13 protein-coding genes are annotated in these 14,744 nt (G+C 36.8%); 10 read left to right on the top strand and 3 right to left on the bottom strand.

What is annotated here, in order from left to right; translation table 11 throughout:
* Nucleotides 1-130 precede the first annotated feature (130 nt).
* Nucleotides 131-337 (bottom strand): hypothetical protein, encoded by a 207-nt coding sequence (locus tag AC0KUU_RS08335; RefSeq protein WP_116516209.1) that lies wholly within the window; start codon nucleotides 335-337, stop codon nucleotides 131-133.
* Nucleotides 338-723: 386 nt separating this feature from the next.
* On the opposite strand from AC0KUU_RS08335, the gene AC0KUU_RS08330 reads away from it, so the two are divergent.
* On the top strand, nucleotides 724-2,124 hold the full coding sequence (locus tag AC0KUU_RS08330) for an amino acid permease (protein ID WP_043982520.1): 1,401 nt from the start codon (nucleotides 724-726) through the stop codon (nucleotides 2,122-2,124).
* A gap of 66 nt (nucleotides 2,125-2,190) precedes the next feature.
* Here AC0KUU_RS08330 and AC0KUU_RS08325 read toward each other — a convergent pair whose 3' ends face one another.
* On the bottom strand, nucleotides 2,191-3,399 hold the full coding sequence (locus AC0KUU_RS08325; RefSeq protein WP_043982521.1) for an MFS transporter: 1,209 nt from the start codon (nucleotides 3,397-3,399) through the stop codon (nucleotides 2,191-2,193).
* Nucleotides 3,400-3,655: 256 nt separating this feature from the next.
* Here AC0KUU_RS08325 and AC0KUU_RS08320 point away from each other — a divergent pair, with 256 nt between their 5' ends.
* From AC0KUU_RS08320 to AC0KUU_RS08280, 9 genes are all read left to right on the top strand, one after another.
* Nucleotides 3,656-4,117 carry a MarR family winged helix-turn-helix transcriptional regulator gene (locus AC0KUU_RS08320; protein ID WP_028408494.1) on the top strand — a complete coding sequence of 154 codons (462 nt, stop codon included), beginning with the start codon at nucleotides 3,656-3,658 and terminating at the stop codon, nucleotides 4,115-4,117.
* A complete protein-coding gene (locus tag AC0KUU_RS08315) occupies nucleotides 4,114-6,783 on the top strand; it encodes an MMPL family transporter (RefSeq protein WP_322552060.1) in 2,670 nt (889 codons plus the stop codon). Before AC0KUU_RS08320 ends, AC0KUU_RS08315 begins: the two co-directional genes overlap by 4 nt.
* Nucleotides 6,784-7,008: 225 nt before the next feature.
* Entirely contained in the window at nucleotides 7,009-7,173 is a 165-nt protein-coding gene (locus AC0KUU_RS08310; RefSeq protein ID WP_016764155.1) for a hypothetical protein, read from the top strand.
* Nucleotides 7,174-7,474: 301 nt separating this feature from the next.
* Entirely contained in the window at nucleotides 7,475-8,623 is a 1,149-nt protein-coding gene (locus AC0KUU_RS08305; protein ID WP_322552061.1) for an ABC transporter ATP-binding protein, read from the top strand.
* Between the two features lie 79 nt (nucleotides 8,624-8,702).
* Entirely contained in the window at nucleotides 8,703-9,689 is a 987-nt protein-coding gene (locus AC0KUU_RS08300) for an SIS domain-containing protein (protein ID WP_322552062.1), read from the top strand.
* A 116-nt stretch (nucleotides 9,690-9,805) separates the two neighbouring features.
* Nucleotides 9,806-11,092 (top strand): ABC transporter substrate-binding protein, encoded by a 1,287-nt coding sequence (locus AC0KUU_RS08295; RefSeq protein ID WP_473451934.1) that lies wholly within the window; start codon nucleotides 9,806-9,808, stop codon nucleotides 11,090-11,092.
* 15 nt (nucleotides 11,093-11,107) lie between these two features.
* Entirely contained in the window at nucleotides 11,108-11,989 is an 882-nt protein-coding gene (locus tag AC0KUU_RS08290; protein ID WP_043982525.1) for a carbohydrate ABC transporter permease, read from the top strand.
* A complete protein-coding gene (locus AC0KUU_RS08285; protein WP_043982526.1) occupies nucleotides 11,989-12,873 on the top strand; it encodes a carbohydrate ABC transporter permease in 885 nt (294 codons plus the stop codon). Before AC0KUU_RS08290 ends, AC0KUU_RS08285 begins: the two co-directional genes overlap by 1 nt.
* A 15-nt stretch (nucleotides 12,874-12,888) precedes the next feature.
* Nucleotides 12,889-13,731, top strand: coding sequence for a fructoselysine 6-kinase (locus AC0KUU_RS08280; protein ID WP_043982527.1), 843 nt, complete (start codon nucleotides 12,889-12,891; stop codon nucleotides 13,729-13,731).
* 41 nt (nucleotides 13,732-13,772) lie between these two features.
* Here the strand turns inward: AC0KUU_RS08280 and AC0KUU_RS08275 are convergent, their stop codons facing one another.
* Complete coding sequence (locus AC0KUU_RS08275; protein ID WP_165575116.1) at nucleotides 13,773-14,504, bottom strand: GntR family transcriptional regulator; 732 nt, start codon at nucleotides 14,502-14,504, stop codon at nucleotides 13,773-13,775.
* Nucleotides 14,505-14,744: the final 240 nt, after the last annotated feature.

Genomic DNA, 14,744 nt, shown 5'->3' with positions numbered 1-14,744 from the left:
TCGGATAGTGATTCCCTTCATTTTGTCTCACACCAAAATGAAGGGAATATTGAACTAGAAGGGTATAAGATAATATATATCAGCAGTATAACTTTTGCCTTAGACAAACGCCGGTATTTTATAAAAAAATTTATCTTATTCCATTCGAATCGTTTGTACGCGATGAAGCTGAAGCCTCACCTGATGGTTTGTTTATGTTTTGCTGATCTCGCTTCTTTTTAGAAGGAGAGTAAAAAAGAAATTTAAACATAAAGTATACTCCTAATGCTAGTAAAATACAGCCAATAAGTAAGTTAATCATCTTTCTCCGCCCTTCATACACTTCAGTTTTCATCATTATAACACCCGGTAAGATAAAACATTCATCGTTCTGTAAATAATCTCTATGTCAGGAATTTATATCTGAAGATAGTTAGTGAAAAAAGTTATCTAAAAACATGTAAAATAATTTTTTGGAATATTATTTTTATTCAAACTTATTATACGTAAGCACAATGATAATCTCTTTATTTAGTTTATAAATCCAAAATAGAGCGATATTAAGAAATCGCTTACAAAAACTCTTGAAATATATATAATGATATTAGTATACTAATAGACAAGTTAGTAATTATTTCTATATAATTACTTCTGTATCTGAAGTAAAAACGCGCAGCCCAATGGGGAAAAACGTTATTTTCAAGTTTTTTAAGGGATGAATGGCAACAGAGAGGAGAGAGTGCAATGGGAAAACTATTTAAAAAGAAGTCAATCGAGCAATTATTAGAACAAAGTCAAAACAAATCTCTAGTCAAAACATTAGGAGCATTCGATTTGACTCTTCTTGGTATTGGAGCCGTAATCGGAACGGGGGTTTTAGTATTAACAGGCTTAGTAGCTGCTAACGATGCTGGACCAGCCGTTATTTTTTCTTTTATATTGGCGTCTATTGTATGCGGTTTTGCAGCGCTGTGCTATGCGGAATTTGCTTCAACTATACCTGTATCTGGGAGCGTTTACACCTATACATATGCAACCATCGGCGAAGTGGTAGCGCACTTAATGGGATGGACGTTGCTTTCTGTCTATTTGTTAACAATGTCAGCAGTAGCAAACGGATGGTCTTCTTATTTTAACAACTTTTTAGAAGGCTTTGGTTTTTCGCTGCCAAAAGAATTGATTACGATCCCTGGAAATGGAGGTCTAGTTAACCTTCCTGCTATTTGTATTACGCTTCTTATTACATGGCTGCTTTCAAGAGGAACAAAAGAAAGTAAAAAAGTGAATAACTTTATGGTGCTTGTTAAATTGTTTATTATCCTTCTTTTTATTATTGTAGGAGCTTTTTATGTAAAACCGTCTAATTGGACACCTTTTATGCCTTATGGAATTGAAGGTGTTGTGACAGGGGGCGCGGCCGTATTTTTTGCTTTCTTAGGTTTTGATGCCTTATCTACATCAGCAGAAGAAGTAAAGAATCCGCAGCGCAATTTGCCCATTGGAATTATTAGTTCACTTGTGATCTGCACGATTATTTATGTAGCGGTATGCCTTGTTATGACCGGAGTTGTTTCGTACAAGGAACTGAATGTCCCAGAAGCAATGGCCTATGTTCTCCATTCAGTAGGACAAAATGCAGTGGCAGGGGTTATTGCTGCAGGAGCTGTCATTGGAATCATGGCTGTTATTTTCGCCTACATTTATGCAGCAACACGCATTTTATTCTCAATGAGCCGCGACGGCTTGCTGCCAAAAGCATTTGCTAAAACAAATGAGAAAACGGGAGTTCCGACTCTTTCTACTTGGCTAGTAGGGATTATCGGAGCGTTAATTTCAGGGTTTATTGATCTAAAAGAACTTGCGAATTTAGCAAATATCGGAGCTCTTTTAACTTTCGGCATGGTGGGCGTCAGCATTATCATCTTACGTAAAACGCACCCAACTTTAAAACGTGGATTTACAATGCCGTTTGTCCCGATTTTACCAATTTTATCTGTATTATCTTGTTTGTTTTTAATGATTAATCTTCCTAAAACAACATGGCTGTATTTTAGCATATGGATTGTGCTTGGTCTAGTTGTATATGTCGGTTATTCTCGTAAACACAGTCGATTAACAAGTAAAGAAATGAAAAAAGCAAGTTAAAAGTAGAAAAAGAGCCTTTCAGCAAAGAAAGGCTCTTTTTCTACTTGTTGTTCGGTTGTTAGACAGTTAGGACGATTGTTCACTATGTTTTTTGCGTGTCTCCACAATAAAAAGACAAGTGCTGATAATAAAAGCTGTTCCTACAAAAATGGCGCCGACCCAAGGAAGTGAAGTAAGTCCCATATGATTAATAATTACGCCTCCGAAAAAGGCGCCAAAAGCATTTCCTAAGTTAGCAAACGAGTGATTCGAAGTAGAAGCTAAAGCAGGTGCTTCCTGTGCTAAGTTCATAATTTTCACTTGAATACCAGGCATTACAGCAAATGCTGCTGCTCCCCAGAAAAACAGCGTGATAATTGCTGCTGCTGGGCTTTTAACGGTAAACGTAAAAATAGTCAGCACAATACAAAGAAAAGCAAATATACCTACAACCGAAGGCATTAACTTCCAGTCTGCTAGCTTGCCTCCAACAACGTTTCCGAGCGTAACGCCGCATCCATATAATACAAGTATCCACGTAACGCTATGTTCACTTACTCCTGTAACGTCTTCAAGAAGCGGTGTAATGTACGTAAATACAGTAAATAAACTACCGCATCCTATTGCGCTTAAAAGAAGCATCACAAGAAGTTTTGGTTGAGTAAAAGCAGCAAACTGCTGTTTTAGACCCGTTAATTTGTCTTGACCAAGTTTTGGGATAAACAGAATAATACCAATAAATGCAATAATCCCCATGATCGTAATAGCCCCAAACGAAGCTCTCCAGCCTAAGTGTTGCCCAATGAATGTTCCCACAGGAACACCGATGATATTTGCAATGGTTAAACCTGCCATCATCGTTGCGACAGCACTTGCACGTTTATGAGGTTGTACGAGCCGTGAAGCAATAACAGCGCCTACTCCAAAGAAAGTACCGTGACATAATGCCGTAACTAAACGAGCTCCCATTAAAATTCCATAGCTAGGTGCAATAATAGCAATTGCATTTCCGAGAATAAATAAAAGCATAAGTAAACAAAGCAGAAGCTTTTGAGGAAGTCGATGAGTAAAAATGGTTAAAATTGGCGCGCCGATTGCTACTCCTAACGCATAGCTTGTAATTAGCTGGCCAGCAGTCGAAATGCTAACATGAAGGTCTTCCGCAACGTTAGGAAGTATCCCCATAATAACAAATTCCGTCATTCCAATAGCAAAAGCTCCAAGAGTCAACGAGATGAGAGCAATTGGAAAGGAATCTTTCTTACTGATCTGCTCATTAGCATGCATTGTATTCATGTGTGATCACCCTTTCTGTGTATAAAATTTATATCTCCTTGAAAAGAAGTCAATTACTAATAATACTTAAGTGATGGAGCTTTGACAACCAAAAAAGCTGATGTAAGCGATACCTTTCAAGATTTCTATTTATCTTTATCATATATGAAGACAGTCAGACATAAATTTATTGACAGAATAAAGTTTAGTCCTATAAACTATTTTTAAAGTTGAATAGTTTATACCTATAAACTAAATGAGCAAAGGAGGGAAAGAAGTGACGAAAAGCAAGTTATATCAAGCTGTAGAACTTTTTGAAGAAGTGCTGTTTGTAGGAACAGAAGTGATTCACAGAGAGCTTAGCCATAACCTCTTCGAACATGTCTCTAGGCAGCAGTTTGATTTGTTAAATAGTTTAATGATTAAAGGTCCATCTTCACCAGGCAGTCTTGCTGTCTTGCAAGGTGTTCATAAAAGTGCCATTTCGAATCGAATCAAAAAGCTGCTCGAAAAAGGGCTTGTGGAGTGGGACACTAATGAACTAGAGAGCGATAAACGTTCTAAGCTTATTAAGATTACGGCTGAAGGAGAAAAAGTAATAAATGACGGAAATGCCGCGTGTTTTAGTATCATTGAGAATTTGTTTGATGATGTAGAAGAAGAAAAAATAGATACATTTATTGAAATTCTTACAATGGCAAAAGAAAAGTTAACTACAAAAGGGGAAAGCAAAGAATGAAATTTATTGTGAAATTTAAGTGGGTGATTGCTGCCTTTATTTTAGCTTTAACGGTTATATTGATGCTAACGTCACCAAATTTAACAAAGCTCGCAAGTGAAAAAGGACAGTCTCAGCTTCCCGACGATGCCGTTTCATCTAGAGCCAGCCAAATTCTAAAAAATGCTGGAGAAGACAGTAATACCATCAGCATGGTTATCAAGTTAGATAACGCATTAGATAAAGATAGTGAGAAACAAATACAGAAAATCATTGATAAGACAGAGAAAATTAAAGGTGTAAAAGATGTCACAACGCCTTTAACAGATGATCAAGATGTTCGTAATCAATTAATGTCTAAAGACAAAAAAACCGTTTTAGTTCCGGTTACTGTCAGTGGATCGGATGAAAAAGTTGAAAAAATAGCAAATCAGATTTATGATAGCGTGCCAAAAGACACTACGGCATATGTAACGGGTGCATCTCTTATTAATCAGGATTTTGCACACAGTTCAGAAGAAGGGTTAAAGAAAACTGAGTTTATTACTATCTTTTTGATTTTAGGTTTGCTTTTACTCGTTTTCCGTTCAGTCGTGACGCCGTTTATTCCTATTTTAATTGTGGGAATCACATACTTAATCAGTCAATCGTTACTAGGGATTTTAGTTAAAAATGTCGATTTTCCAATCTCAACGTTCACGCAAACGTTCTTAGTAGCTATTTTGTTTGGAATTGGTACGGATTACTGCATCCTTTTACTTAATCGTTTCCGTGAAGAATTGGCAAACGGACATGATAAAGTAGAGGCCACGATCACGGCTTATCGTACAGCAGGAAGAACGTTATTTATCAGTGGAATTGCTGTATTTATTGGGTTTGCAGCCATTGGATTTGCCAAGTTTGCCATTTTCCAGTCGGCTGTCGGAGTAGCAGTGGGGGTAGGTGTACTGCTAGTCATTTTATTTACTCTGCTTCCACTTTTTATGGTTACGCTTGGAGAAAAATTATTTTGGCCGTCTAAAAAAGTGGCTTCTCATAGCGATAATAAGCTGTGGGGCTTTTTAGGGAAAAAGGCAGTGGCGCGACCGTTCGTGTTTTTAGTCATTACAGCGATTATTACCGTGCCTTTTATTGTAACGTACGACTCAAAAGTATCGTTTGATTCTACTGCTGAAATAAGCAGTGATTATAAATCTATAAAAGGACTAAACGCTATCAGTGATGCACTCGGAGAAGGAAAAGCGTTTCCTGTCAATGTTATTATTAAAGGAGATAAAGAGTTAACAAAGGCAGATGTTATTCCTTATTTAGGAAATATAAGCAAAGCAATTGAAAAAGTGGATCACGTAGATTCTGTTATGACTATCACACAGCCTACCGGAGAAAAGATTGATGATTTATATGTTAATTCACAGCTAGGCTCCGTATCAGACGGAATCAAAGATGCTGTTAAAGGAAGCGGAGATGTAGAAAAAGGATTAAGTGATGTTGAAAAAGGGCTAAATCAAATAGCTGACCAAACGGGTTCTGCTTCTAAAGAGAAATCTGGAGGGTCACTTGCACCTGCTGCAGACGGATTAGCTCAAATTAATCAACAGCTGCAGCTTGTCAGCACTCAGCTCTCTACAACAGGAACTGTGCAGCAAGCGGTTCCGCAGCTTGTTGCAATCAGTAAACAGCTTACTACCATTCAAACCGGTCTCCAACAAGCAAATGAGAATCTTTCAGCTCAGCAAGGTCAAGTTGGAACGTTATCAGACAGTATCAATCAGTTAGCAAAAGGAGTTAAAAGTGCGAATGACGGACTGACGAAGATCTCAGATGGCTTAACAAATGCAACAGATATGCTTGATAACATGAGTGACAGCTCAACAGTTAGAGATACGGGTATTTACCTTCCAGCAGAAGTGATGAAAGATAAAGGGTTTAAACAATCTATCGATAACTATTCTTTTGCAGATGGAAAAGGAGTTAAGCTCAGTGTAGTGCTCGATCAAAATCCATATTCTGAAGAAGCCATTTCAACCGTAAAAAATATTGAAAAAGCGGTGGAAAGCGAAGTCGTTGATACGCCGTTTGAGCATACAGAAATTGTGTACGGAGGGGTATCGAGCTCAAATGCGGATTTAAAAGATTTATCTACAACCGATCTTTCACGCACAATGGTTATTATGATGATTGGGCTGTTTATTGTGCTGACCATTTTATTCCGTTCAATGATCATGCCTGTATACATGATTGCTTCACTGCTGCTTACCTATTATACAGCAATGGGAATCTCAGAGCTTCTATTCGTGGATATAATGGGTAATGATGGAATCAGCTGGGCCGTGCCATTTTTTAGTTTTGTTATTTTAGTTGCCCTTGGAATTGACTATTCTATTTTCTTGTTAGACCGTTTTAACGAAGAAGTAAAAAGCGGCGTCGCAGAAGGAATGGTTACGTCTATGAGTAAGATGGGATCGGTTATTATTACTGCTGCTATTATCTTAGCCGGAACGTTTGGGGCTATGATCCCATCGGGTGTATTAACACTTGTTCATGTAGCAACGGTTGTTATTATCGGTCTTTTACTTTATGGCCTTGTTATTCTTCCGCTTCTTATGCCAGCGATTGTCGTAACGCTTGGAGAAGGAAACTGGTGGCCGTTTCTTCGAAAAAAAGAAAAGTACAAAGTAGAAGAATAACTTGTATACGCTAGGTCGAAAATTAGATATGTCTTAGGAAGAGTACTATTGACACAGTATATAGGATAAAACTGAAGGATAGAAAGAGCGTCATCGGGCTGCTCTTTCTATCCTTTTTTGTGCTACAAAAAAACAAAGTTCAGGAGTGGTCATAAACACGCCCAGTCGAATAAAAGACCTCTCATCAGGAAAACCTATAGTCAAAAACATGAGGGAGGTTTTTTTATGAAATTTGTAAATTTCTTAGCTAATCAGCGAGACAAACGACGGGAACAAATGCGCGAAGCAGGAACATGTCCAGATTGCTTAGGGAAACGATTCCACCATATTGGACTTTATTTTGTGCATGTTTATGAGTGTCCAAGCTGTCAAGGCAAAGAAGATATGTAATAAAATCTTCAGAAATAAGGCAAAGGCAGTCTCTATGCAGATTATGATGTGAAACCTTCTTATTTTAGAGAAGGTTTTTATTTTTTTGAAGGTGAACGGTTGCTTGTATGTTTTGTGTTAGCAACCTTTACATATTTATTTTCTGTCTAACTAGATTCGATTAGTATAGTTATTAAGTTACTTTAATGTCTCAAGTTAACAATTTAAATAAAAAGGAGGAAAGAATTAAGGATTAAGGAAAAAGAGACGCGTAACTTGCAATCATGTATCTCAAACTTTAAATATAAGGAGCTGAGTTGAGATGACAATGTTACATTTAGATAAAGTATATAAAATATATGATAAAAAAAATATCGCCGTAAATGATTTTAACCTTCAGATTGGAGAGAAAGAGTTTGTTATATTTGTTGGACCTTCAGGCTGTGGTAAATCTACTACGCTGCGAATGATTGCAGGTCTAGAAACGATTTCAAAAGGTGATTTTTACATTGATGGAGATCATATGAACGAAGTAGCTCCAAAAGATCGTGACATTGCTATGGTCTTTCAAAATTATGCTCTTTACCCTCATATGACTGTTCGAGAAAATATGGCATTTGGCTTGAAGTTAAAAAAAATAAAGAAAGACGAAATTGATAGACGGGTAAATGAAGCAGCTAAAACATTAGGTCTAGAAACATATTTAGATAGAAAGCCAAAAGCTTTATCCGGAGGGCAGCGTCAGCGAGTTGCTTTAGGTCGTGCTATTGTTCGGGAAGCAAAAGTTTTCTTAATGGATGAACCATTATCTAATTTGGATGCGAAGCTGCGAGTACAGATGCGTGCTGAGATTATTAAACTGCATCAAAGGCTGCAAACAACAACAATCTATGTGACGCATGATCAAGTGGAAGCTATGACAATGGCTACTCGCCTAGTGGTTATGAAAGACGGGATTATTCAACAAATCGGAACTCCTCAAGATATTTACAAACATCCTAGGAATGTATTTGTAGGCAGTTTTATTGGATCACCCGCAATGAATTTTTTTCGGGGATATCTCCAAGGCACTTATTTTATAATGGGAGAAACTAAAATACAGCTTCCTGATTTTCTAATACACGCTTTACATTCTCAAGGTCATAATGAGAAAGAAGTCATAATGGGTGCGCGTCCTGAACACATTATATATCATAAAGAGGATAGTAAGAGAGAGTTGAACAATGAGTTTTGCTTCACTACGACACTAGATATGATAGAGGTACTAGGTGCTGAAACAATTTTATATGCTAGTTTAGAAAAGCAAACGTTTGTGGCTCGAGTGCCTTTTTTATGTGAGTTTGAAGCAGGGGACAAAAGCGCTTTTTCGTTGAATTTAACCTACGTGCATTTCTTTGATGGAGAAACAGAAGAGCGCATTTCTACAAATATAGATAAAAAAGTTAAATATTCTGATAAATGTATTGACTAGTTAACGTTTGCGGTTTAATATAACAATATATAACATTACATAATGTTGTATATCATATCTTATTTGAGGAGTGGGGAAAATGAGCAAAACAGCAGTGAATGTAAAAAGTGATGTGCAAGCCGTATTAAACGAATTAAAAAGCAAGCAAATTCGTAATGTGTTTTTCGTCGCATGTGGAGGATCTTCTGCGATCATGTATCCAGCTAAGTATGTACTAGATCGAGAAGCTCAACATATTACATCCGATTTGTATAGCTCGAACGAATTTATCCACCGCAATCCGCAGCAGCTGGGAAAAGACTCCTTAGTTATTTTATGTTCCATGTCAGGAACAACTCCTGAGACTACAGAAGCAGCTAAGTTTGCTAAAAGCAAAGGCGCTTATGCTGTAGCCTTAACAAATGAACCTACTTCACCTTTAGCACACAGCGCAGATATTTTTATTAAGTATGAGTGGGGCAATGATATCGATGCTTTTGAAACAAATTTAGGCGTTTTATATCAGCTTGTATTTGGTCTCTTATACGTAGCAGAAGAAAATGATAAATTTGCAAAGTTAGTTACTAGCTTAGAAAATCTACAGTCTGTTTATGAAAAAGCTCTAGAATACGAAGCGGGCAACGCAAGGAAATTTGCTGAATCACATAAGTCCGAACCGGTTATTTATACAATGGCCAGCGGCTCGAACTATGGAGCAGCCTATTCATTCAGCATATGTATCTTAATGGAAATGCAGTGGATTCATTCTCACGCTATTCACGCTGGAGAGTATTTCCACGGTCCATTCGAAATTATTGATGAAAACGTACCGTTTATCATCCTAGCTGGACTAGATGAAACGAGACCTTTAGAAGAACGCGCCTTATCATTCTCTAAACGATATGGAAAGAAATTAACTGTTCTAGATGCAAAAGCATATGACTTCGAAGGAATTGATAAAGATGTGCAAGGGTATATTGCTCCTCTTGTATTAAACCGTGTACTGCGTCAGTATGCCGAAGAATTAGCTGAAGCACGCAATCATCCTTTAAGTAAAAGACGCTATATGTGGAAAGTAGAATATTAATAATCTCCTAATAAAGATAGAAATCTGTATATTTTCCTTACGAGTTATACTATAATGTTATAAAACATTATAGTATAACTTATATATGAAAGCACTTACAATAAGGGGGTTTCTATATGAAAAAGACAAATTTAATCTTAGCCTCACTTTTAAGTTGTTCTTTAATGCTCGGGGGGTGTGCGGGAAAACAAACGTCTTCATACTCAGACACAGGAAAGACAACATTAACATTCTTTCACAGATGGCCAAAAGAACCTGAAAAAAGCTACTTTGAAGAAGTTGTAAAAGAATTTGAAAAACAGCACCCTGATATTGATATTAAAACAGAAGCGGTGTTAAACGATTCGTATAAAGACAAAATTAAAGTTATGACAGGCACTAATACCCCTCCTGATGTGTACTTTTCTTGGAGCGATGAGTTTGCTAGACAATTTGTCAGAGGAAACAAAGCCTTAGATTTAACCTCTTATTATAAGAAGGATTCAGCGTGGTCTTCCAAGCTTGTTCAGTCTCAAATTAAACCATATACCGTTAATAAGAAAATTTACGGTGTTCCTGTCACAATGGACGGGAAAATGTTTTTTTACAATAAAGATATCTTCGATAAATTAGGATTAAAAGCGCCTACAAACTGGAACGAGCTATTAAATGTTTTAAGCGTGTTAAAAAAGAAGCATTATACAGCTTTAGAATTTGGAAGCCAGGATACGTGGACCATTTCTCACTACGTAGGAACCTTGAATCAGCGCATGGTAAAGCCTGACGTTCTTTCAAAAGACTATAATTCAAAAACTGGGACATTCACGGATAAAGGCTATGTAAAAGCTCTAGAAAAATTAGAAGAATTAGTTCCTTACTTTAATAAAAATACAAATTCGATTGATCATGAATATGCAAGACAACAATTTTCAAATGGAAAAGCAGCTATGTTTTATGCTGAAACCGCTGAAATTAAGCTTTTCGGTCCAACGAAATTTAAGATTGGCATGTTTAATTTTCCTAAATTAGAGGATGGAAAAGGAAATGCTACTAATTTAACTGGATCACCTGAAGGGTTTATGATTTCTTCTAAAACAAAGCATCCAAAAGAAGCGATGGAATTTCTTGAATTTTTAACATCAAAACAAATGGGTGAAAAGCTAGTAAAAGAAGTAGGGAAATACAGTGCAGTAAATGATACAGCTAACAGCAGTAATTCAACACCGGAGCAATTAGAAGCAGTAGATAATATTTTACAAGCCAAAGAGATGGCTCCATGGTTTGATATGGCAATCGATGCTCGAATTGCAGATGCTTATTTAACAGGGGCTCAGCTTATGCTAAATGGTGATAAAACACCTAAAGAAGTAATGAAAGATGTGCAAAAAGCTGCAGCGAGTGTTCGTGCTGAATCTAAAAAGTAAGGAAGTGAAAAAGCGATGTTAAAACGCAATAAGCTAACCCCTTATTTATATCTTCTTCCTGCTTTTGCTTTTTTACTACTTGTGTACATCCCTATTTTTCAGAATATTTGGGATAGTCTTTATGAGTGGAGCACATTTTCACCAGACAAAGTTTTTGTAGGAATAGATAATTATGTGCACTTATTTAAAGACCCTGTCTTTTATCAGGCACTCAAAAATAATATTCTTTATGCGGTCATTTCAATTATTTTTCAAGTGGGTGGAGGTTTAATTGTGGCTGCCGTTTTAGAAGATAAACTTATTCGAAGGTTTTCTCCTTTTTTTCGAACGGTTTATTTTTTACCAGTAGTCGTTTCGATGACCGTTATTGCCTTGCTGTTTACTTTTTTTTACAATCCTGAAGTAGGGCTTTTAAATCAAATGCTCAAAATGATCGGATTAGACTCATTGGCAAAACCTTGGCTAGGAGACAGTAATACGGCTATTTATGCAGTTATTGCTGTATCTCAGTGGCAGTCTATCGGCTATATTGCCATGCTGTATATTGTAGCGATACAAAAAATCTCACCTGAATTGTATGAAGCAGCTGAAATAGACGGCGCTAATAAATTTAAAATGTTCTTTCATATTACTGTACCGCAAACAAAAGAAATGACATTTGTGGCTGTTATTTTAACGCTCACTGGTGCTTTTACAGTATTTAATGAACCTTATATTTTAACTGGAGGCGGACCGGGTACATCATCTGAAGTCCTAAGTACGTATTTATACAAAACAGCCTTTTCGAAAGATATGATGGGCTATGCTTCCTCAATTGCTACTGTCATTTTAATTATTACGCTGTTGATTTCTCTTGTTCAAATGAAAGCATTTAAAACAGGAAAGGAAGACGCTTGATGCAGATGCCTAAAACAAATGTCACCTTACCTAATGTTGTCAATACAGCCACTAAAGAAAGAAAAAAGAAGAGCTACACAGGTGTAACGATAGTATATGTCGGATTGATTGTCTATTTTATCGTCATTGCGTATCCTTTGCTTTGGATGATTATAAGTTCTTTTAAAAGCACGGATGAAATCTTTACGCACAGCTGGTCTATGCCGCATACTTGGCTAATTGAAAATTATGTGACAGCGTGGAAAAGTGGAATATCTTCTTACTTTTTAAACAGTGTAATCGTCACGGGCGCGTCTTGTTTTTTGACGGTGCTGGTCAGTGCGTTAGGAGCTTATGGACTATCACGCTTTGAGTTTCAAGGAAAAGCTTTTGTCCTCATTATATGTCTCGGAGGGCTTATGCTTTCTCCTCAGGTAAGTTTAATTCCTTTGTATAGCATTATTCAAAAACTTGGAATCTATAATACACACTTGGCACTGATTCTGCCTTATGTTGCTTATCGAATTCCTTTAACCATCTTGTTAATTCGAGCTTATTTTCTTTCGATTCCAAAAGAACTAGAGGAAGCAGCTCGGTTAGATGGATGTACAAGCTTGGGGATTTTATTTCGAATTTTTATCCCAATGAGCACGCCCATTCTATTAACAACGACAATTTTGACAGCTTACTACACATGGAATGAATTTATGTTTGCCATTATCTTTATCGACGACGACAGTTTGCGTACAATCCCAGCAGGATTAATGCAATTTAGAGACGCTTTGCAAACAGATTGGGGGGTATTACTAGCTGGACTCACCATTTCAGCAGCACCGATTGTTATGTTGTTTTTATTTATGCAAAAATATTTTATCCGTGGCATTGCTAACGGAAGTGTTAAATAATAGGAGGACAAGCAGATGAAACTAATTGGAGTAGGGGATAATGTAGTAGATTACTATAAAGATCAAGGAAAGATCTATCCAGGCGGCAACGCGCTAAATGTGGCCGTATTTTATAATAGATTGAGCAATCATCAGTCTTCCTATATGGGAATCGTGGGGAATGACGAATCGGCAGAGCATGTAGTAAATACTTTGCAGCAAGAAAAGATGGATATTAGCAGAGTAAGAAGAGCTGTAGGAGAAAATGGAATGGCGGTTGTAACACTTGATGAACAAGGTGACCGAGTTTTTGTAGGATCAAATAAAGGGGGCGTTCAATCTAGATTAAAACTAATGCTGAATGAATCGGATTTAACCTATATTCGCCAGCACGATCTTCTTCATACGAGCGTTTTTAGTCATTTAGAATCTGACCTTCCGTTGCTACATAAAATCATTGATATTTCCTTTGATTTTTCTACGAGATACGATGAGGAATATTTACAGCAAGTATGTCCATATATCAGCTATGCATTTTTCTCAGGAAGCAGCCTGCCAGAAGAAGAGTGTATGAATTTAATAAAGCGAGTACACCTGTTAGGAACCAGTGTCGTATGCGTGACAAGAGGAGAAGAGGGAGCTTTATTATCAGTCGAAAATCAGTTATTTAAACAGCCTATAATTCCTACAAATGTAGTGGATACGCTTGGGGCTGGAGATTCTTTTATAGCTGGTTTTCTTTCTTCTTATCTACCAGAAAAAAACATAGCCAAAGCCCTCCATAATGGATCATTGGTGGCATCACAAACTTGTCAAAATTACGGAGCATTTGGATATGGAAAAGAATATCATACAGACTGTGAAATGGTTCTAAAATGAATAAAATAGCGCCTTTGCTTTTGAAGCAAGGCGCTATTTTATTAAGAATTAGAACTGTCTATAGTGAACGTAACGCGATTCGCAGGGTAGTGTAGAAAAGATGAATGAATCGGTCTTTTTTGTGCATCATACGCCACTTTTTCCACTTTAAACAGCGGCTCTCCGACTTCACATTCTAAATGTTTTGCTTCATCCACATTTGCAAATACCATGTTCAATAATTTTTTATTATGAACCGGAGCAACATTGTACTTGTTTTTTATAGTATCGTACATTGAAACTGAATTATGGACGTGCTGATCTAAGTGTGGTAACAATTCTAAGGAGTAGTGAGAAATTTCTAAGGTAAGAGGCTGGTCGTCATAATACAGGATGCGCTGCAGTTCAAGGACTTCACTTTCTGGAGGGATTGATAACATCTTTGCCACATGAGCTTTTACAGGTTTTATACCAAAAGACAAAATTTTAGTCTGCGGTACTTTCCCTAATTCCGACATATACTCTGTATGCCCATTAACGGCAAACAGCTCTCTCTTAGCTTTTGGATATTGAACAAAGGTTCCTTTTCCTTGCTGACGTATCAGAAGGCCTTCTTCTACTAAATCTAATACGGCTTTTCTTACCGTAATCCGACTTACTCCGTATATATCGCACAAATCCGTTTCAATTGGAAGTTTTTCACCCGGAGTATAAACTCCTTTATTAATATCTTCTGTAATAGCCTGTTTTAACTGCATATATAAAGGCGTAGAGCTATGAGTATTTAGCTTCATCTTTTTCCTCCTCTTTCCTAAATACTTTCTTTTGAATATAATTATATTATAACGTAATGTGATGTTATATTACAATTTGCTTTTCTTCCTTTTTATCATGTATGTTTGATACAAAAGAAAGAAAAGTTGGCGAATTCAAAGTTCTATAGCATTCACCTTTCTTTTCTATTAATTGAAAACATGGGTATTGGTTAGACAAGCAATAGAAAATATGCAACAATTTTTATTACCAGCTTCTTC

Source organism: Priestia sp. ST2, assembly GCF_055810735.1.
The sequence above is the reverse complement of the archived record's forward strand: the minus strand, read 5'-3'. Positions and strand labels throughout refer to the sequence as shown.